Below are 20,216 nucleotides of genomic sequence, written 5' to 3'. Positions count from 1 at the left end.
ACGTCTGCCTGTGATCCACCCTGCCGACGAGGCCATCATGTCCGACAAACTGCTGAACGAACGCGAGCTGAATTTCCAGCTGTACGAAATGCTCGACACCGAGGCGCTGCTGCAACGCCCGCGCTACGCCGAGCACGACCGCGCCGTCTTCGACGCCACGCTGGAGACCGCCCGCGGCATCGCTGCCGAATTTCTTGCTCCGCACAACCAGAAAGGCGATGCCAACGAGCCGACCTTCGACGGCGAAAAGGTCACCCTGATTCCGGAAACCAAAGCCGCCTGGGATGCTCTGGCCGAAGCCGGCTTCCACGCCGCGCACCACGACGCCGAAGACGGCGGCCTGCAGCTGCCGGAAGTCATCCTGCGCAGCTGCGTTGCGTATTTCAGCGCCGCCAACATTTCTACTTCCGGCTACTCCTTCCTGACCATCGGCTCCGCCAACCTGGTCAAGAGCTTCGCCAGCGATGCGCTGCGCGAGCGTTTCCTGCCGCCGATGCTGGACGGCCGCTACAGCGGAACCATGGCCCTGACCGAGCCGGGTCAGGGCTCTGCCCTCGGCGACATCCGCACCACCGCGCGCCCGGCAGCAGATGGCAGCTACCGCGTATTCGGCCAGAAGATGTTCATCTCCGGCGGCGACCACGAGCTGACCGACAATATCGTACACATGGTGCTGGCTCGTATCGAAGGCGCACCGGCTGGCGTCAAGGGCATCTCACTGTTCCTGGTACCCAAGGTGTTGGTCAACGAGGACGGCAGCCTGGGCGCGCGAAATGACGTCGCATTGGCCGGTCTGCTGCATAAGATGGGTTACCGCAACACCACCTCCACCGTACTGAGCTTCGGTGAGCAGGACGGTGCGGTCGGCTATCTGGTCGGCGAGGCCAACAAGGGCCTGTCGTATATGTTCCAGATGATGAACGAAGCCCGTATCGGCGTTGCCCTCGGCGCCTCCGTGCTGGCCTATCAGAGCTACATTCACGCGCTCGACTACGCCCGCGAACGCCCGCAGGGCCGTCTGCCGGGCAGCAAGGACCCGTTGTCTACCCAGGTGCGCATCGTCCAGCACGCTGACGTACGCCGCATGTTGCTCCAGCAGAAGGTCTACGCCGAAGGCAGCCTGAGCCTGTGCCTGTATGCCAGCAGCCTGTTCGAGGACTCGCACACCGCGCCCACCGAAGCCGAGCGTGAAGACGCCAACGAGCTGCTCGATCTGCTGATCCCGATGGTCAAGTCCTACCCGTCCAAGTACGGCGTGATCGCCTCCGATCTGGGCATCCAGATCCTCGGTGGCTCCGGTTACATCCGCGAATATCCGCTGGAACAGTACTACCGCGACAACCGCCTGAACCCGATCCACGAAGGCACCGAAGGCATCCATGGCCTAGACCTGCTGGGCCGCAAGCTGAGCCAGCGCGGCGGCAAGGGCTACCGCCTGTTCCTCGCCGCAGCGCGCGCCAGCATTGCCGAAGCTGGCACCAGCAAACAGTGCGCTGGCATGGCCGCGGCGCTGAACGACGCGGTTGGCATTCTGGATCAGGTGAGCAGCGATCTGCTGCAACAGGTCGCTGCTGACGTCGACCTGGGTCTGGCCAACGCCACCGCCTACCTCGACCTGTTTGGTCGCGTGGTTGTCGGCTGGATCTGGCTGCGTCAGGCACTGGTGGCCGAACGCGCGCTGGAGGCTGGCGCAGAAGGCAGCGAGGCCGACTTCTACCAGGGCAAGCTGCACGCTGCGCGCTACTTCATGGACTGGGAACTGGCCAGCCTCGCCAGCCAGGCTCGCCTGCTGAGCACCGGCAACCGCCTGACCTACGACATGCAGGACGCCTGGTTCTGAGTTTGGGCCTCAGGGCCTGAAATCGGAAAGGTTGCGGGCGGCTCCACGCCGCCGCCCGCGCCATCTGCTTTTCCCTCCTACACTCCCTCCCCTGTACCTCATCAAGCACAGAGTCCCCCAAGACGGTATCTTGTATGCAACCGGACGATCACATTCATGCAGCGAAACAAGCTCACCCACGTCGAATGCCCCATTGCCCGCAGCCTGGATCAGGTTCGCGAGTGGTGGAGTATTTTGCCGATGCGTGACGCCCTGCAAGGGCTGCGCCGGTTCGACCAGTTCTCTCAGAGTTTAGGCATTGCACCGAACATGCTGACCCGCCGTCTCAGCGCACTGGTCGAGGCCGGGATGCTGGAACGGGTGCCTTACAGCCAGCGGCCACTGCGCTACTAGAGCGTGCCGACGGCCAAGGGGGAAGATTTTGCCTTCGTTGACTGGGGCAATCGCCACTATGCCGCTGAGGGCGAAAGCGTGCAGGTGGCGGATCGTGACATCGGCAGGCGCTTGCAGTTGGCCTTTACCGACCCGGAGGATGGCCGTGTGCTCGCGCCGCAACAGTGCACAGTGCAGCCGGGGCCGGCCGCCAGCGACGCGATGCGCGAGCGGCTTGGCTGTAAGCACGCTCGCCCAGTGTTGACCACCTGATTCAGTGCCCGCAGGCCTGATACCACTCCACACCGTGGGCATCGCGCTGCATTTCGACCTGGCCCTGCGCAATCAGGCAGTTGAGGTTGGCGCGGCTTTCACCGGTCGCCAGCGCCAGCACGATGCCGTCATCCATGCCAATCGGCCGACCAAACAGACACTCGAAAATATCGACACTGCGGCGGGGTTCGCGCAGTTCGGCATGCAGCCGCTCCAGCAGGCGCTGCTGACTGTCTACCAGATCATTGATTCGCGCGTGCAGGCCGCGGAAGCAATCGTTGTGGGAGGGCAGCACCAGCACGCGGTCCCTGACCCTGTCGCGAATCCGGCGCATTGAGACCATCCACTCGCCCAGCGGGTCGCCATCCGGCTCGCGGGCCTGCACCGATACGTTGGATGAAATCAGCGGCAATACCTGATCGCCGGAGATGAATAACCCAAGCTCGGCGCAATACAGGCAGGCATGCTCGGCGGTATGGCCCTGACCGACGATCACCTGCCAGTCGTGCTCGCCAATGCTCAGAACGTCGCCGTCACCGATACGGCGGAAGCGCTCGGGCAACGGGTGCACCATGCTGGAGATACCGCCGTAGTTGTCGCGCCAGTAAGCAAGCGCGCTGTCATTCCAGCCGGCACGACGGTAGAACGCCAGCTCCACCTCGGGGGCTTCCCGGCCCTGCAGCCGCGCCGCGTTGCAGGCGTGATATTCGATATGCGGCATCCACAGCTCGCAGCCAAAACGCTCGACCAGCCAGCCGGCCAGACCGGCATGATCGGCATGGCGGTGAGTACAAATCACGCGCGTCACCGGCAGGCCAGCCAATACCTCATCAAACAGCTGTTCCCAGACGGCCATCGCCTGCTTTGTCCAGACGCCGGTATCGACCAGCGTCCAGCCATCTCGGTCACGCAGCGCCCAAAGGTTCACGTGATCCAGCCTGAACGGCAGCGGCATGCGAATCCACAGCACGCCCGGCTGCACCTCCAGCGTCGCGCCCAGTGCGGGTGTGGTAAGCGGATAAATCAGACCGTCTGTAGCCATAGCGTTACTGCTTCTTGATCAGGAGTGAGTGAGGAGTGGGTCAGCTGGGCTTGTCTTCCAGCAGCCGCCTGGGATGCATGCCGTTGACCATGCCCATGAACGGCGGGTGGATCGAATATCCCAGCATCCGCTGAATATGCGGACTGCATTCGCGGGCGCGCGGCAGCGGAACAGACAGGCTGAAGTTCTCCTGCTGACGTACCCAGGGCTCGCAGTACTGCGCGGTCACGGCAAGACGCGGCGCGGCGCTCTGGTTGGCGCCACCGCCATGCCAGAGGGTGCCGAGAAACAGCACCATCGAACCCTTGGGCATGATCACCGGGATCGATCTGGCGCAGTCGTCGGGCGTTGGCGCATGACCGTCCCAGGTATGACTGGCGGGGATCACCACGGTTGCGCCGTTGTCGGCGGTAAAGTCGTCCATCGCGATAATGGTCGCCGCGCCGAAATGCGGACGTGGACGCGGCACCGGGTAGAAGGCATCGTCGTGATGCAGCGGTTGCGCCTGCTCGCCGGGCAGAATGTTGATCACCTGCAACTGCGACAGCAGATAATTCGGCGCCAGTACTCGATCCAGCAACCCCAGCACCAGCGGATGTTCCACCAGCGGGTTGCAGGCCAGGGTCTTGGTAATCACCGCGTAGAGCCGCTGGGTCAGCGTGCCCTCGAAATCGTTGCGCCCGCAGTGCGCGGGCAACAGGCTGCGCAACTCGGCGCTGATCTGCTCGACCTGTGCCTCGGGGACAATTCGCTCCAGAATCACATAGCCGTCGCGCAATAGTGCTGCATGCAGCCGCTCAAGTTCGGCGGCATCGACCGCCTCCTGACTACCCGCCGTTGACTGGTAAGCCTTGGCGTGGCCGCTTTTAAGGTACTCACTGTCACCGGATAACACACGCTGACTCATGCTCGCCCCCTGTTGTCGTTGTTGGCCGACGCGCAGGTGCGAGGCACCTGTCGGCATCGGTGGACGTGAACGATGCGATGACCGCACCAAGCGCAGCGCGGCGATACCCCATTGTAGAGAGGCTGGATCCCCTGATAAGGGGCACAAGGCGGACGATCCTGCCAATTACCGGACTGGTCAGTCTGCTGTTGAGGGGCTATTCAGAGAACAAATGATTGGGGCGCTACCGGCGGGCAGCGCCCCAGGGGGGCACCAATCGCTCAGTTGCCGCGATAGGTTGAGAACCCATAGGGGCTGAGCAGCAGCGGGATGTGGTAATGGGGTACAGAGGCATCCACCTCGAAGATCACCGGCACTTCCGGGAAGAAGGTCTTGGCCTGCTGCTTCGCAAACCAGTCACCGGTTTTGAAGGTCACGCGGTAGGTGCCGCCCGTGAGCGTCTGATCGTCCGGATACAGCGCGGTAATGCGGCCCTGTGCGTTGGTCACACCTTCGCTGAGTGCCTGCCATTGCTCACCCTGCAGACGCTCCAGCGTTACCTGAACGTCCGGTGACGGCAAGCCGCTCTCAAGATTGAGTACGTGAACGCTGAGCGGGTTGTTCGCAGCGGCGGCCAGGCTGCTCATGGTTGCCAGCAGCACAGCGCCAGCGGTAACAAGGATACGATTCATAAACATAACTCCAGACAGTGAGATAAATGCGCGTTATTGCGCCGGGAAAACCTGTGAAATAGCGCTCTGGGCGCAGGCCTGATCGGTTTCGGCGCCGCCAGCACCGGCCACGCCCACCGCGCCGATGACTGCGCCGTCGACCAGCACGGGCACACCCCCACCCAGCAGCAACAGCTCATCAAGGGTCGTGAGGTTGGCAGCATCAGCATTACTTCGGGCTCGCTCGGCGAGCAGCAGCGTTGGTGTCTTGGCCGACAGCGCGGTAAAGGCCTTGCGCTGGGCAGCAACGGTGTTGTGCGGACCTACGTTGTCGTCACGCTGCAGGCTGACCAGTTGGCCGGACCGGTCGACCACGGCCACCACAGCGGTTCGCTGCCGGGCGTGGCAGGCCGCGAGCGTGGCATCGGCCAGTTGATTGGCCAGTGACAGCGTGAGGTCGGGGCGGCTGGCAATGGCAACGGTGTCGGCCTGCACGGCACCGGCGCCAAGGCCGACGGCCAGCGCAAGGACTGGTTTGGATATGTGCATCTGCGGAATCTCCTGGGTTGATCAAGCACAGCCGCATGCTGCAGCGCCCAGGCCATCGGCAGCATTGCCGGCAGATTACGCTTTTGTAATGGGCATCCGGCGCGCTTGGCTCTACTCTGTCAGCCTGAAGGAGGAGAACACGATGCGCATTCTGGTGGCAGAAGATGAACCCAAGGCAGCCGAGTACCTGCAACGCGGACTGAGCGAGTCCGGCTTTCAGGTCGACATCGCGCTCAACGGCCTTGATGCGCGCCATCTGATGGAAGAAGACCGTTTTGATCTGGTGATACTCGACGTCATGCTGCCCGGTATGGACGGCTGGCAGTTGCTGCGTCTGATCCGCAGCCGCGCCGATACGCCGGTGCTGTTCCTGACCGCCCGCGACAGCGTTGAGGACCGGGTAAAGGGTCTGGAACTGGGCGCAGACGACTATCTGGTCAAACCGTTCTCCTACGCAGAACTGCTGGCCCGCGTGCGCAGTCTGCTGCGCCGGGCACCGCTGCGTGAGGTCGAGTTCTACCGGCTGGCGGATCTGCAGGTCGACCTTCTGCGGCGGCAGGTGCACCGCCAGGGCCAGCGCATTCATCTGACCAACCGCGAATTTGCGCTGTTGCAGTTGCTGGTCAGCCACCCCGGTGAAGTCATGTCGCGCAGCCGCATCGCCTCGGAGGTCTGGAATATCAATTTCGAGAGCGACACCAATGTGGTTGACGTTGCCGTGCGCCGTCTGCGCGCCAAGCTTGATGATCCGTTCGATCTCAAGCTGATTCACACCGTACGCGGCATGGGTTACAAGCTGGACGAGGCGCCATGAACCGTTGGCGTCGCTCCCTCAGCCTGCGCCTTGCGCTGGCCTTCGCACTGGTCAGCTTGCTGGTGCTCGGCGGCATCGGACTGTATCTGTACCGCTCGCTGCAGCAGGAAATCGCCTGGCGCGATGACCAGACCCTGCTCGGACGGCTCGACCGCATGGCGAACCTGCTGCGCGACGCAGCGGATATACAGACGTTGCGGGCACGCCCCGAGCTGTACGCCAACATGCTCGGCAACACCGAACATTTCCTTTGGGTGCTCGATAGCAGCGGCACTGTGCTGATCAGCATCAATCCCCGCGAATTGCCATTACCGGATCTGCACGCCGGCCCGGAGCCACATTTTCAAGAGGGCTCGGGTGAGCCATCCTATCGACTGGTTACCCAGCAAAGCCGTATCCACGGTCAGACGCTGACGCTGGTGGCCGGGCACCTGCTCAGCGAGCGCGAGAACATGCTGGCGGCCTACCGCAACAATCTGGTCCTCGCCCTGCTCTGCGCAGGCCTGCTCAGCTTTGTGCTTGCCGCCCTGATCAGCCGTCGTGGTCTGCGCCCGCTGCGCCAACTCGCGGCACAGGCCGCCGAGCTGGATGCCGCTCGGCTGCACACCCGCCTGCACACCGGCAGTACCTACGCCGAACTCGATGGGCTTGAGCACAACCTGAATCAGGCGCTGACACGGATAGACGAGGGTTATCAGCAACTGATGCGCTTCTCGGCCGATCTGGCACACGAGATGCGGACCCCGCTGAACAACCTGATAGGCCAGACTCAGCAGGTGCTGAGCAAGGCCCGTTCGGTCGACCGCTATGAGCAGGTGCTGGAGTCCAACCTGGAGGAGTTTGAACGCCTGGCGCGAATGATCGATAGCCTGCTGTTTCTGGCCCGCAGTGAGCACCCGACCACCGCAGTGCAACGTCAAACGGTCGATCTGCACGATCTGACTGCACGGCTGTGCGACTACTTCGAGGACATGGCCGAGGAGCACGGTCTGAGGCTGCAAAACCACTGTCAGGGAAGCCTGCAGGCCGACCCGGAGATGCTGACCAGAGCCCTTGCCAACCTGATTGCCAACGCCATCCGTCACGCCGACACCGGCAGCGACATTACCATCAGCAGCGCCCACAGCGAAGGCCAGTGCGTGCTTGCGGTAACCAACCGGGGCGCCCACATTGAACAGCCCCACCTGACCCACCTGTTCGACCGCTTTTATCGGGCTGACCCCTCGCGCAGTGCGCCGGGCAGCACCGGCGGGCTGGGACTGGCCATAGTGCAGGCGATCATGCGCCAGCATGGTGGCCACGCCAGCGTCACCAACGAGGACGACGGCGTGCGCTTTGAACTGGTGTTTGCGCTCACCGCAACATGACAACACTGTAATCCCCGGGTCATCCGGCGGTTGCCGGCAGTGCCCTATCGTAGCCGGGTAATGCGGTGACGGTCACCGCGCACAGCCCGGAGAGAATCCCCGATGAAATACCTGATTGCCCTGACCTTGTCTGCCCTGTTCATGACCACACTGTCAGCCCACGCCGAAGATGGCAGCGAACGCCTGCGCCAGATGCACGCCAAGCACCTCGAACGCCAGTAAGCCCTCTCGCTGCCACTCCCGACCGTCAGCCTCGCTGACGGTCGCCCCACTCCTCCCTTTCGGCTCGCTGCCAGGCCGTTGTACAACACCCGCCTCTGCGGCTTTCCTGCCTTCACGCCATCCCCGGTAAAACATCCATCGCGCGGGTTTGTGCCGATAAAGACACAGGTAAAAGTTATTCAAATGCTGTACATCACAAATATTACGTATAGGATTTGTCGTTAGCGCCCGGTGCTCGTCCGGCCACGCCCTGGCGCGTTGGCGTGGTTAACGGTATCAGGCAATCTTGACCCGAATACGAGGTGGAACATGAAACGGCTTCTGGTGCTTTTTTGCTGTCTGTGGCTTGCCAGCTGCGGCAGCGTCACGGTGCAGGATTATGCAGGCGAACAACCGAAACTGGATCTGATCAGCTTCTTCGACCGGCCCGTCGAGGCCTGGGGCATCTTCCAGGACCGCAGCGGTCAGGTCATCAAGCGCTTCCATGTCGACATCACCAGCCAACGCGACGGCGATCGCCTGATTCTCGATGAGCGCTTTCTCTACAGCGACGGCACCACCCAGCAGCGGGTCTGGACCCTGACCCCGGATGGCACCGACCGCTGGCGCGGTACCGCCGATGACGTGATCGGCGAAGCCATCGGTGAACTGGCGGGTAACGCCCTGCGTTGGCAATACCAGCTCAACCTGCCGGTCGACGACACTACCTATGTGGTGACCTTTGACGACTGGATGTACCTGATGGACGAAGATACCCTGATCAACCGATCAAGCATGCTGAAGTTCGGCGTCGAGCTGGGCCAGGTAACCCTGTTCTTCCGTCGCCAGAACTGATGACAGCGCTTAAATCATTCGGCAACGGGTATCGCGCACTGGTCATCGGCGCCAGCGGCGCGCTGGGTCAGGCCTTCTGTGATGCGCTTGAAGCTGATCCGGGGTGTGCGCTGGTGACGCGCTTGAGCCGCAACAGCGCGCCCCCGCTGGATTTGGAAGATGCAGCCTCCATTCCCCGGGCTGCTGAGGCCGTTGCACAGCACGCGCCGTACCACCTGATCATCGTCAGCAGCGGCTTGCTCCATCGCCCGGGCATCCGGCCGGAAAAGAGCCTGTCAGCACTGGATGCAGACGCCCTGCAGGCGGTTTTTCAGGTCAATACGCTGGGGCCGGCGCTGTTGCTGCGCGATTTCCTGCCGCTGCTGGATCCTCAGGGCGCCATGGCCTTGCTCTCTGCCAAAGTCGGCAGCATTGGTGATAACCGGCTGGGTGGCTGGTATGCCTATCGCGCGTCCAAGGCGGCGTTGAACATGCTGATCAAAACCGCCTCCATCGAGCTGGCTCGACGTGCGCCCAGGGCGCGGCTGCTGAGTCTGCATCCGGGCACCGTCCAGTCAGCGCTGTCCCAGCCGTTTCGTGGCGCCGCTGCAGCGCGTCCCGCCGCACAGGCGGCCCGGGAGCTGCTGGCCGTTATCGACAACGGCACGCCAGCCGATAGCGGCGGTTTTTTCACTTACAACGGCGAGCGCATCGAGTGGTAACCGGCAGTCGAGGGCTGCTGCATGGCTGTAGAGTCGGGTTTGCTGCGCACCTCCCTCTCGCTAGCCCTGGCGCACAGCCCCACCGCCACTGTCCTTGACCTTGTAGAGGGCATCGTCGGCCAGCTGCAGCAGCGCATAGCGATCAGGACAGTCCTGCGCCTGCTCGGGAATGCGACTTGCCAAACCGACGCTGGCTCTGACCTGAACCCCATCAGCGCAAACAAGGTGCAGACGATCAACCTCGTCAACGATTTTTCGCGCAACTGTCTCGGCCCCGGCGGCATCGGTATCCGGCATCACCAGCACGAATTCGTCGCCGCCAAAGCGCGCCGCCATATCTGTTTCCCGGCGCGCGCACGCCGCCAGCACTGCGCCAACTTTCACCAGGGCCTGATCTCCTTCAAGATGGCCCAGGCTGTCGTTGAAAGACTTGAAGTTGTCCAGATCGATGATCAGCACGCTGATGGGGCTGATCGCACGCCGGGCACGACGCCACACCTTGGCCAGGAAGGTCTGAAAACCGCGGCGGTTGGCCAGTGCGGTCAGAGGGTCGTGGTGAGCTGAGTGTTCGGCTGCCTGCTCGCTCAGCTTGCGACGGGTGATATTGTGATGGCTGAGGACGACGTAAACCTTGCCTGAAAAAAGGGTACGTGCGCCCCTGAGAATGAACCACTGTTTCGCTTCAGGGGTATGACACGGATATTCGTGATAAAAGGTCTCCGCGCGACCGGATATCAGATCTTCCAGTGCATCCGCGACGGATGAGGCATCGGCGTCACCGCAACGGATGGCCGAACGGCAGACACCGAGATAATTCTGCCCAGTCCAGTCAAACTCCGGAGCCACGCCGTTGGACTGTGCCACAGTGCGCCAGGTGTGATTAACAAAAACGATTACGCCCAGTTCATTAAGCACGGCAATCTGGTCTTCCAGACCATCCAGTACCGCACGAAAGAAGCCGTCAGTGGCACCTTCGCCTGCATTCCCTACTCGCTCGACTACTACTTCAGCGGCCATTATTCACCCCTAAAAACCGGCGAGTGCGCGTAACGCGAACCCAACCGGGCAAGCATATCAGCAACCCTGTTCTCCCGGGCATTTATAAATACGCCATTATCAGCCCCAGCTCTTCGTACAAGCGCCGCGCAAAGATCCGCTGGCGCCGCCAAGGGCGTATAATGCCGAGCTTTCCGCCACGACAGACACGCTGCTCAAATGCCCCGGATTACCGAGAACCTCAACGACTGCGCTGCCCGGCTGCGCGCCGGCCAACTGGTCGCGATGCCAACCGAAACCGTCTACGGACTCGCCGCCGATGCCCGTCAGGACACGGCGGTGCAGCAGGTATTCGCGCTCAAGGGCCGCCCTGGCAACAATCCGTTGATCGTGCATCTGGAAAACGCCGCACAGGCCACTGAGTGGGCATCTGTCGTACCGACTGCAGCCAAAGAGCTGATGGCCGAGTTCTGGCCGGGGCCGCTGACGCTGGTACTGCCGGCACGCGACGAGGTGTCACGTCTGGTCACCGCCGGCCAGGACAGCGTCGCCCTGCGGGTTCCGGCTCATCCGACCGCACGGGCGCTGCTGAGCGCCTTTGGCGGTGCGCTGGTCGCGCCGTCGGCCAACCGTTACATGTCCATCAGCCCGACCTGTGCAGCCCATGTGGCGCAGCAGTTTGCCGACAGTGACCTGCTGATTCTCGACGGCGGAAGCTGCCAGGTAGGCCTGGAATCGACCATTGTCAGCGTTCTTCCGGGTGATCGCCCTCGCCTGTTGCGCACCGGCATGCTGGGCCAGTCTGCACTGGAGGCTGTTCTGGGTCAGCCGCTGGCGGACCGGGACGGTGGCCCTCGTGCACCGGGTCAGCACCACCGGCACTATGCACCGACAACCACCACGCTGACGTTCCGGGAGACGCCAACTGAAGCGCTTGGGTCGACGGATTGTGGCTGGCTATGGTGCACAAACGCGCAACCCACCCATGGCCCGGCACTGGATCTCGGCGCAGATCCCCACGTTTATGCTGCCAACCTGTATGCAGCACTCTATGAGCTGGACGCACTTGACCTGAGGCGCCTGTATATTCAATTGCCGCCGTCGGACGCGGCCTGGGCGGCAGTGCACGACCGACTGGCGCGTGCCAGCCAGCGCCTGAACTGAGTGGCTATTGCGGCAGAGCTGGCGTATCGGATGGTATCTCGGCAAAACGGCTGAATGCCTGCGCTGCGGGAGACGGGTTCTTGGTTCGCCAGCGCACCAGGTACCAGCGATTCGGAATCGGAAACCCCTCCACATCAAGCTCGACGAGATTGCCAGGCGCGGTATGAATAAGGGTATGCCGTGACAGAATGGCGATGCCCAACCCTGCGGCGACAGACTCCTTGATCGCCTCATTACTTTCGATCGTCATCTGCGGACGCACAGTCCAGCCAAAACGGGCAAAGTGCTCCTCGATAGCCAGCCTTGTGCCCGATCCGGGTTCTCGGCTGAGGAAGGGCTCATCAACAAGCTGCTCCCAGCGCAGGCGTTTGCCGGCATACCGATGCCCTGCAGGCGCAATAACTACCAGCGGGTTGTCAGCGAGGGGAATGACATCCAGATCAAGGTGTCTGGGTGGCTGGCTGAACACATACAGATCATCCAGATTGCGTTCGAGGCGGCGAATCACCTCGGAGCGGTTGGCGATATTCAACTCCACCTCGACCTGGGGATACTGGCGGCAGAACGGTCCCAGCAGGCGCGGTACCAGATACTTTGCCGTGGTAACGGCGCCCAGACGCAACTGGCCTGCAGTCAGGCCGTTAAGGTGGGCCAGGCGCATATCCAGGTGGTCCAGCGCGGCAAAAATCTGCCGGGCGCCAGCCTGCACTTCTTTACCGGCATCGGTCAGATGCAGGCGCTTGCCAATCTGCTCGAACAGCTTCAAACCGAGCGATTGTTCCAGTTTGGCAATCTGTGTCGATACCGACGGCTGGGCCAGATGCAGCACGCGTGCCGCCTCCGTTACGCTGAGACGCTCGGCAACCACCAGAAAGGTTTCCAGCTGTCTGAAGGTCGTTTGGCGCGTGTGGAAATGCTGTCTTTTCATAGCTTTTTGACTATGGTTTCCTGCCAAATAATCTATTTTTTACTATAGTCATTACTGTTCAAACTGCATGCAAGATCCCTGCAAGGAGACCTTGCTCATGAACATCACTTTCGCCCGTCCAGCGCATCAAGCGGCCCAATCTCCGGCGCATTGCGTCGCTTTCCTGACCTGCCACGACAAGGCGCATCTGGTCTCCGATGCCCTGGCTCCGCTGGGTCTGGATGTCCAGCCGATCAGCAGCTACGACACCGATAATTTCGGCACCTTCAGCCGGGAAATACCGCGCCAGGGCAGTGCCCACGACACCGCACTTCGCAAGGCCAAACTGGCCTGTTCTCTGGCAGCAACGCGCTACGGTCTGGGCAGCGAGGGCAGCTTCGGCCCCGATCCGCATCTTGGCTGGATGCCATGGAATTACGAGATCCTTTGCCTGTGGGATGACGAACGCCAGTATGCCGTCTACGTCATGGCCAGCTCGGGGGCTACCAATTATGCGCAGGGCGAGATCGACAGCCTGCAAGCCGCAGAATCCTTCATGCAGCGCGCGCGCTTCCCGACCCATGCACTGATTCTTGGGCGACCGGATGAACGCTGGTTCCAGAAAGGCATCCGCGACCGCGACTGGTTGCTGGACAAGATCGCTATCCTGCTCACTCAGCACCCAGCGGTCTGGCTCGAAACCGACATGCGGGCCCACCTCAACCCCCTGCGCCAGCAGATGATCCGCGAGGCAGGCGAGCAACTGGCAAAACAGCTGGGCAGTCTTTGCCCTCGCTGCAGTGCGCCGGGCTACGCCATCGCACGCAGCGAGCCTGGCCTGTCATGTGCCGATTGCGACCTGAGCACTCCCCTGGCGGCGGCCTACATCTGGGAATGCCCCGCGTGCGAGTACCAGGAACGCATCGCTACCAGCCAACTGGCCGCCCCCGGGCACTGCGAACGCTGTAATCCGTGACGACAATGGCCGACCGGGCGCTCGGCCATACCCTTCCTGCATAAGCTGCAGCCAACATCATGTCGCACCCGGACAGATAACCAACTGCCCGAATTCCAGGCGCGCTGCACCGCTTGGCGGTACAGCGCGACCACCCCCTCTATTTACAACCCGGGCAGCGGCTGCCAGCCCCCGGCCGTGCGACGCTCCAGCCGCAACGGCGTGCCATCCATGCGCAGCAATTCAAGCCAGCCATTGTGGACGAGGTCACGCACCGCCTGATGAGTGGAGATCACCTCATCGATCATCGCCCGGGGCGCTTCAATCACGGCCTGCAGCCGCAGCGGCCGATGCATCCACTGCTCGCCATCGTGCAGCGATTGTTTGGCGAGGCCGATCCGCAGATCGCCGCCGTTCCCCTCGAACACGCCGATATGCCCCCCCACCACGTTGTGAAGCAGCTTGTTGCCACTGCCGAACCGCAGGTTGTCCGTAGTGGACGTGAAGTACTGAAGGTTGATCCAGTGGGCTACCACCATCGGCGCGGTCATGATCAGCTCCAGCACACCGCCGCCTTCGTCCTGACGCCAGTCATAGTCATGCAAAAAGGCACGCCCCTGCAGATCGATACTACGGGTTCTGGAACGCGGCGCGGCAATAAATGCCGCATTGCCGGCCAGCCCCCACTCCGGCCGGGTCTGGGCCCAGTCGCGCGCACGCCGGCGCAGGCGGCTCAACAACCTGTCAGGTTGGTCCTGCAGTGCTTCCATTCCAAGTCCGGCGGCTCGCTGCTGACGCACCTTGGCTGTGGCCGTATCCAGCGCCTGACGCAATTGCTGCCAATTGGCCTGAAGGGCCGCCGGAATCGCCTCAGGATCGAAAATCCGAATTTCGTCCGTGGTTGTATTGTGCAACCCGGCCAGAGCATGAAACTGGGGTGGCAGGTCGACGCCCCGCTCGCGCAGCTGTGCCTGCACAGCCGGTTCGTTGAACAGTCTGGCCAGCAGACGCGCATTGACCTCGCCGCTTTGCCCGCAACAGGCGCCGCAATCCAGGCCCGCTGCCTGCGGGTTGTTACTGCTCTGGCTGCCGTGTCCGAGTAACACAACCAGTGCCGGCACAGCTCCGTAAATCCCCATGGCCTTGAGAATACGCTCGGCCAGATCACCCTTCTGCGCTGCTGTCATGGCCGGTAGCTGCGGTGCCAGCTGGGCCCACTCGCGCAGCTGCAGGGCGCTGCGGTGCGGCTCAACGTCGTTGCCTGTTATCCCGAAGGTACGCCCCAGCAAGGCACCGGCGTATCCCAGTCCGATACTCTCAACCAGGGTAAAGGTTGAAGCGGGCAGTCGTTCGAACAGTCGCCAGCGGTCACGGCGGGTCAAACGGCTCTGACGCAGCAGGGTCAGACGCTGATCCCTTGCCGCATCGCCACTACTGTCACTGACCTGGAGCTGAGGCGCCAGCAGACCGGGTAGCTGCGGGCGTGTCGCTCCCGTGCCCAGCGGCGTGTAAGCAATCGGCAGCCCGAAAAAGCCGGCAAAGCCCGCCGTTTCGATTGCCGGACAGGTCTGCTCCAGCGCCCGCCGCATCGGCTCGGAACGCACGTCGATACAGAAGAACAGCTTGGCTACCGGAACCTCGGGCGTCGCTGACGGCTGCGTCTGACACAGCCGGTTATGCAACTGCTCCTGCCACGACAGTTCCTCGGCCCGCTGCCACAACTGCAAAGCGCGCCAGGCAGCCGATGGCGGCTGGTGCAGATGGGCCTGCCAGTCCGCACGCCACTGTTGCCAACGGCTGCCGTTGCCGCGCTGACGATCATCGACCAACGACTCCCAGGCCGCGCGGATTGCCAGCAGCGCCATGACGGAGTGATCGTCCTCCCCCTGCAATCGGGCCTGCCAGCGCAGATAGGCACACCAGGACGCCCAGCCCAGGCTGCGCAACAGCAAACAATCGAACCACAGGTGCCACTCATCCGGCTTGAGCCCAAGACGCTCCACCGCAAACGCCAGCGCGGCAAGCGGTTCGCAAGGCAGCTCTTCAATACGCTGATGCAGTTGCGGGCAGGCACTGAGCACACTCAATCCCCTGTCCTCCAGCATGCTGGCGCGCCAGGCCTGGTAAAGACCGGCGCTTTCGCCTGGCCGCCAGTCTGCCTGTTCGTGGTCGAACCAGGCCGCACAGCACTGACCAATCTGCTGATTGATCAGTACCGGCCATCCCGGCAGCGTAATACTGGGATCGGCCATATCCTCCAGCAGCGGCAGCCCGTTGAGGTCGGCCGGCGACTCATCCAGCGCCCGCAACAATTGCTCGACGCTGAGTGATCCCCCCTGCTCGGTTTGCGCTTGCAGAAGATGACGTTCGGCAATGACCCCGTCATGCCAGGCCCTGCGGTAGTCGTCGGACTTGAGGGTCAGGCTGATACCTGCGCGCTGCCAGAGCTGCTCGGCGACGCTATGCCACGCCTGCTCCCTGCGCTCCCAAAGCGGGTTGACGGCGATCATGCGGTCCAGCGGCCAGGTCGGCGCTATCTTCGCACAAGACTGACGAACGGCATCGTGCAGGGCGTCCCGGTCGAGGCCGGTGAAGGATTCAAACGCGGTCATTGGCGATCTCCATGAGTCGGGGCAACAGGGTGCAGCGGGCGCGGAGGCCATACCCGGAAGGTCAGGCGGGTGAAGTGTTCATCAAGGGAGAAACCGGCGAATGCCAGCGGATACAGACGCTTGGCCAAAGCACCCGCAGGATTGGCCAGAATCTGGGCCTGAATCAGATACAACGTCAGAAACAGCGCAACGGCGAAGATGTTCAATGCGGCAGGGGCCGGGCTGAACTGCTGCGCCAGTATCCATTTGGCAATCTCATGCCAGAGCAGATAAGTGCCAAGCAGCAGGCAAAACATCAGCAGGCCGTACCCGAGTTGGCCGCGACGCAGGCACCAGGGTGCGAGACCAACGGCCAGGATGGCCAACGCTACCAGGGGCAATTGATGTCCCGGCAACAGGTTCGTCACGAACGCCTGCAGTACAATCAGCACGCCGCCAGCCAACACAATGACCACAAGCAGGCTGCTCAGCGCTGGAACCGGGACCTTCGGATGCAGCGCGTGATGACGCGCATGAGCTACCGTTTCTCCGGCTGCCAGGAAGGCATAGGCTTTATAGAGCGAGTGGGCCAGCAAGTGCACCAGCGCCAGTTCCCACAGCCCAAGCCCGCATTCGAGCAGCATCAGCCCCATCTGCGCACAGGTGGACCAGGCCAGGCGTACCTTGATGCTTACCCGCGTCATCATGACCAGTGCCGCCAGCATTGCGGTTAAACCGCCGACCACTACCAGCAGGGTCTGCGCCGGTACCGTTACGGAAAACAGCGGTGCGAAGCGCAGCAGAAGAAAACCACCCAGATTGACTACGCCTGCATGCAGCAGAGCTGATACTGGCGTCGGCGCCTCCATTACCTGAATCAGCCAGCCATGCACCGGCAGCTGTGCCGACTTGAGAATCACCGCCATGGCAAGCAGCAAAGCGGCCAACTGCATGTCCCAGCCTGGCTGACCATCGGCCTGCAAGCGCACGTCAAGCACCTGCAGGATGACGGCGATATTGCTGTCGCCCGCTGCTCGCACAAGCAGAACAGTCGCCATCAGCATGCAAATATCGGCAAGCCGGCTGGCGAGAAATTTCTTGTGCGCGACCACAATTGCCTGTGGCCGATCGCGATAGAAGGTCAACAACTGATGCAGGCACAGACTGGACAGGATCCAGGCACCCACCAGCACATAAAGGTCGGTGCTGGTCACCACTGTAGCTACGCAGGCCAGGGTCCCCAGCAACGAGAGTACGTAGCGTCGCTGCCCTGCCTCACCCTCCAGGTAGCGATGGGAATACTCGACGATCACCATGGCCAGCAGACCAATCAGACCTGCCATCAATAACCCCAGGCGATCATTGCGTAGCCCTTCAGAGGCTGCCTCAAATCCGCCCATGACGACAAACAGCAGGGCCAGAAAAGCCGCAACGCGTGCAGGCAACCATAAAGCCCGCACGGAGCGTGCGAGGACAACCGGCAGCAGCGCCGCCGCATAGATCATCGGCAGCAACTGAAGCAGGGAAATGGACAAACTCGGCATGAAAGGCACTCCGCAACAACGTGACTGGCCAAGTGTCGGAGAGTGCTTGAAATAATAAAAATAGATAGATAAGAATGGATTATTAACTTAAAAAGAATGAACTTGATGCGTCGACTGAATTTCCACCACCTGCACTACTTTTGGGCCGTCGCCAAAGAAGGCAATCTGACACGTGCTGCCGAAAGCCTGCATGTATCCCAGTCAGCCCTGTCGACCCAGATCCGCGCGCTGGAAGATCAGTTGGGCCATGCACTCTTCCTGCGCGCCGGGCGGAGCCTGCAGCTCACCGAAGCAGGCCAGCTGGTGCTTGATTACGCCGAAAACATCTTTGCCCTTGGCAGCGAACTGCAAACCACACTGCAAAGCAGCCGGCAGGCCAGCAGGATATTGCGTATTGGTGCGGTGGCTACGCTGTCGCGGAACTTCCAGGAAAACCTGCTGCGACCCTTTCTCGGTCGTGACGATCTGCGCATCACGCTGGAATCCGGCAGCATCGATGACCTGCTCGAGCGCCTCACCGTGCATAAACTGGACGTCGTGCTTACCAACAAGGCGGTGAGCACAGATAGCCATCGCAACTGGCAATGTCGCCGGCTCGCCCGTCAGGCAGTGTGCCTGATCGGCCCGCCCCGCAAGCATGCAACCCCGTTTGATCTGCAGCGCGATCTGCAACGGGTGCGCTTGATCGTTCCAGGCCCCAGCAGCGATGTGCGCAGCCAATTCGAGGTGTACTGCAACAGCAACGGCCTCAAACCGACCATATGTGCAGAAGTGGATGACATGGCCATGCTGCGCCTGCTTGCCAGGGATTCCGGTGACGTTGCCCTGCTGCCGGCGGTCGTCGTGCAGGACGAACTGCGCAGCGGCGCGCTGCAACTCTACGCCGAGGTACCCGACGTTGCCGAGCAATTCTTTGCGGTCACCCTGGAGCGCCAATTCAGGCTGCGTATCCTGGACGAGCTGCTCCAGCAGGCAGCGCAGGAAGCGTGACCGGCCAAGGCTCTCCCATGCTCAGAAACACAAGAACCCGGCAAAGTCCCGCCCGGCTTCAGCAAAGTCGGGCGGGCGGCAGCTAATTGTGGCCACCGCGGCATCTCAGGCTGCGAGTCAGAACAAGCCGGACATACTCCGGCGCTAGAATACAGTGCTGATCAGATAGGTCGTGTAGGCCACATAGGCTGTCATTAACGCAGCCCCTTCCACACGGTTGATACGCCCGGCGCTACGAAACCCGTAGCCGATCACAAACAGCGATACGGTCAGCGCAATCATCACCAGCATGTCTCGGTTGAATACCTCCGGCCCGACAGACAATGGATGAATCATGCCTGCGATGCCAACCACAGCCAGGGTATTGAAGAGATTCGAGCCCAGAATGTTGCCGAGGGCGATATCGTGCTCGCCTTTGCGGGCCGCGATAACCGAAGACGCCAGCTCAGGCAGCGACGTGCCCACCGCAACAATTGTCAGGCCGATTATCAGGTCGCTCACGCCAAACACGTGCGCGATCTCGACGGCCCCCCAAACCAGGATCCGGGAACTGACAATCAGCAGTACCAACCCCAGAATCAGCCAGTAAACCGCGCGGCGAATTGGCATGACGCTCTGGTCCAGCTCCTGCTGCATTTCGCTTCCCAGCGCGTCACTCTGCTTGCGCAGCCCCTGCCAGATGGTCCAGGCCATCAAGCCGGCAAACACGCACAGCAATATGACGGCGTCGAGTCGGGAGATATGACCATCCCATAACTGCCATGCAGCCAGCGCAGTCACCGCCGTCAGAATCGGCAACTCCTTGCGAAGCACCTGCGAATGGACGGCAATAGGACTGATCAATGCGGTCACACCGAGGATCAGGGCGATATTGGTTATGTTTGAGCCATACGCGTTGCCCAGTGCGATCCCCGGGTTTCCCTGGGAGGCAGCCAGCGCCGATACCACCATCTCTGGGGCCGATGTACCGAACCCCACGATCACCATGCCGATCAGAAGCGGCGGCATACCGAAATGGCGAGCGGTTGAAGCCGATCCTTCGACGAAACGATCAGCACTCCAGACAAGAAGAACCAAACCCAGAACAACAGCAATGATTGCCAGCGTCATATAGACATTTAACTCGCTGAGAAAATAGAGGGTTATCGACAACGAACAAAACTGCAGATCCTGCCAGCGTGCCACGTGCCTGCATCATCCGGCACACGAACGCCCGCTGGTCCACGCCAAGCTATCAGAAGACAGGAACAAATCACATACAGCGCCACCCATACCGTATCAAAATAACGGATAGACAGGTCTGGATACAACAAAGTCCCATCAATGGAGCCCTTACGTCAAAATACGCTGGTAAAAATGAACCGCCCCGGGTTTCGCGGAGGCTCCACCCTTTGAGAGAATGGAGCCCATATGAGCAAGCACACCAAATTTTCCCCTGAAGTCCGTGACCGGGCCATCCGTATGGTTTATGAGGTCCGGGAGTCCCACACATCGCAGT

17 protein-coding genes and 1 pseudogene are annotated in these 20,216 nt (G+C 61.8%); 9 read left to right on the top strand and 9 right to left on the bottom strand.

The features are described 5' to 3' along the window. Positions 1–37: 37 nt before the first annotated feature. Positions 38–1,840 carry an acyl-CoA dehydrogenase gene (locus AC13EY_RS04550; protein WP_269687304.1) on the top strand — a complete coding sequence of 601 codons (1,803 nt, stop codon included), beginning with the start codon at positions 38–40 and terminating at the stop codon, positions 1,838–1,840. 156 nt (positions 1,841–1,996) lie between these two features. Further along, positions 1,997–2,485, top strand: a pseudogene (locus AC13EY_RS04545) (winged helix-turn-helix transcriptional regulator). A gap of 1 nt (position 2,486) precedes the next feature. Here AC13EY_RS04545 and AC13EY_RS04540 read toward each other — a convergent pair. The 4 genes from AC13EY_RS04540 to AC13EY_RS04525 form a co-directional block, all read right to left on the bottom strand. Further along, a complete protein-coding gene (locus AC13EY_RS04540; protein WP_269687303.1) occupies positions 2,487–3,527 on the bottom strand; it encodes an MBL fold metallo-hydrolase in 1,041 nt (346 codons plus the stop codon). Positions 3,528–3,567: 40 nt separating this feature from the next. Continuing rightward, a complete protein-coding gene (locus AC13EY_RS04535; protein ID WP_482875993.1) occupies positions 3,568–4,434 on the bottom strand; it encodes a phytanoyl-CoA dioxygenase family protein in 867 nt (288 codons plus the stop codon). Positions 4,435–4,694: 260 nt separating this feature from the next. Further along, positions 4,695–5,105, bottom strand: coding sequence for a hydroxyisourate hydrolase (gene uraH / locus AC13EY_RS04530; RefSeq protein WP_482875995.1), 411 nt, complete (start codon positions 5,103–5,105; stop codon positions 4,695–4,697). 33 nt (positions 5,106–5,138) lie between these two features. Then, a complete protein-coding gene (locus tag AC13EY_RS04525) occupies positions 5,139–5,633 on the bottom strand; it encodes a GlcG/HbpS family heme-binding protein (protein ID WP_482875996.1) in 495 nt (164 codons plus the stop codon). Positions 5,634–5,775: 142 nt separating this feature from the next. Here AC13EY_RS04525 and AC13EY_RS04520 point away from each other — a divergent pair, with 142 nt between their 5' ends. The 4 genes from AC13EY_RS04520 (at position 5,776) to AC13EY_RS04505 (ending at position 9,571) form a co-directional block, all read left to right on the top strand. Next, positions 5,776–6,447, top strand: coding sequence for a heavy metal response regulator transcription factor (locus AC13EY_RS04520; RefSeq protein WP_228244831.1), 672 nt, complete (start codon positions 5,776–5,778; stop codon positions 6,445–6,447). Further along, on the top strand, positions 6,444–7,814 hold the full coding sequence (locus AC13EY_RS04515) for a heavy metal sensor histidine kinase (RefSeq protein ID WP_482875998.1): 1,371 nt from the start codon (positions 6,444–6,446) through the stop codon (positions 7,812–7,814). Before AC13EY_RS04520 ends, AC13EY_RS04515 begins: the two co-directional genes overlap by 4 nt. A 531-nt stretch (positions 7,815–8,345) precedes the next feature. Next, the gene (locus AC13EY_RS04510) at positions 8,346–8,870 is read left to right on the top strand and encodes a DUF3833 domain-containing protein (RefSeq protein ID WP_228244829.1); all 525 of its coding nucleotides are present in this window, start codon (positions 8,346–8,348) and stop codon (positions 8,868–8,870) included. Beyond that, positions 8,870–9,571, top strand: coding sequence for an SDR family NAD(P)-dependent oxidoreductase (locus AC13EY_RS04505; RefSeq protein ID WP_228244828.1), 702 nt, complete (start codon positions 8,870–8,872; stop codon positions 9,569–9,571). Before AC13EY_RS04510 ends, AC13EY_RS04505 begins: the two co-directional genes overlap by 1 nt. A 60-nt stretch (positions 9,572–9,631) precedes the next feature. Here the strand turns inward: AC13EY_RS04505 and AC13EY_RS04500 are convergent, their stop codons facing one another. Beyond that, positions 9,632–10,588 (bottom strand): sensor domain-containing diguanylate cyclase, encoded by a 957-nt coding sequence (locus tag AC13EY_RS04500; RefSeq protein ID WP_228244827.1) that lies wholly within the window; start codon positions 10,586–10,588, stop codon positions 9,632–9,634. A 198-nt stretch (positions 10,589–10,786) separates the two neighbouring features. Here AC13EY_RS04500 and AC13EY_RS04495 point away from each other — a divergent pair, with 198 nt between their 5' ends. Further along, positions 10,787–11,731 (top strand): L-threonylcarbamoyladenylate synthase, encoded by a 945-nt coding sequence (locus tag AC13EY_RS04495; RefSeq protein WP_228244826.1) that lies wholly within the window; start codon positions 10,787–10,789, stop codon positions 11,729–11,731. 4 nt (positions 11,732–11,735) lie between these two features. On the opposite strand, the gene AC13EY_RS04490 is transcribed toward AC13EY_RS04495, so the two are convergent. After that, positions 11,736–12,659, bottom strand: coding sequence for a LysR family transcriptional regulator (locus AC13EY_RS04490; RefSeq protein ID WP_228244825.1), 924 nt, complete (start codon positions 12,657–12,659; stop codon positions 11,736–11,738). A 97-nt stretch (positions 12,660–12,756) separates the two neighbouring features. Here AC13EY_RS04490 and AC13EY_RS04485 point away from each other — a divergent pair, with 97 nt between their 5' ends. Beyond that, positions 12,757–13,614 (top strand): DUF6671 family protein, encoded by an 858-nt coding sequence (locus AC13EY_RS04485; RefSeq protein WP_482876001.1) that lies wholly within the window; start codon positions 12,757–12,759, stop codon positions 13,612–13,614. A gap of 143 nt (positions 13,615–13,757) precedes the next feature. Here AC13EY_RS04485 and AC13EY_RS04480 read toward each other — a convergent pair whose 3' ends face one another. After that, positions 13,758–16,205, bottom strand: coding sequence for a YbcC family protein (locus AC13EY_RS04480; RefSeq protein WP_228244823.1), 2,448 nt, complete (start codon positions 16,203–16,205; stop codon positions 13,758–13,760). Then, a complete protein-coding gene (locus tag AC13EY_RS04475) occupies positions 16,202–17,728 on the bottom strand; it encodes an NADH-quinone oxidoreductase subunit L (protein WP_228244822.1) in 1,527 nt (508 codons plus the stop codon). Before AC13EY_RS04475 ends, AC13EY_RS04480 begins: the two co-directional genes overlap by 4 nt. 105 nt (positions 17,729–17,833) lie before the next feature. Between AC13EY_RS04475 and AC13EY_RS04470 the strand changes: the two genes are divergently transcribed. Further along, positions 17,834–18,718, top strand: coding sequence for a LysR family transcriptional regulator (locus tag AC13EY_RS04470; protein WP_228244821.1), 885 nt, complete (start codon positions 17,834–17,836; stop codon positions 18,716–18,718). A 144-nt stretch (positions 18,719–18,862) separates the two neighbouring features. Here AC13EY_RS04470 and AC13EY_RS04465 read toward each other — a convergent pair whose 3' ends face one another. Next, on the bottom strand, positions 18,863–19,828 hold the full coding sequence (locus AC13EY_RS04465; protein ID WP_228245051.1) for a calcium/sodium antiporter: 966 nt from the start codon (positions 19,826–19,828) through the stop codon (positions 18,863–18,865). Positions 19,829–20,216 lie beyond the last annotated feature (388 nt).

Source organism: Halopseudomonas sp. L-58 (genome assembly GCF_056859475.1).
This window is presented reverse-complemented; position numbering and strand designations above follow the sequence as displayed.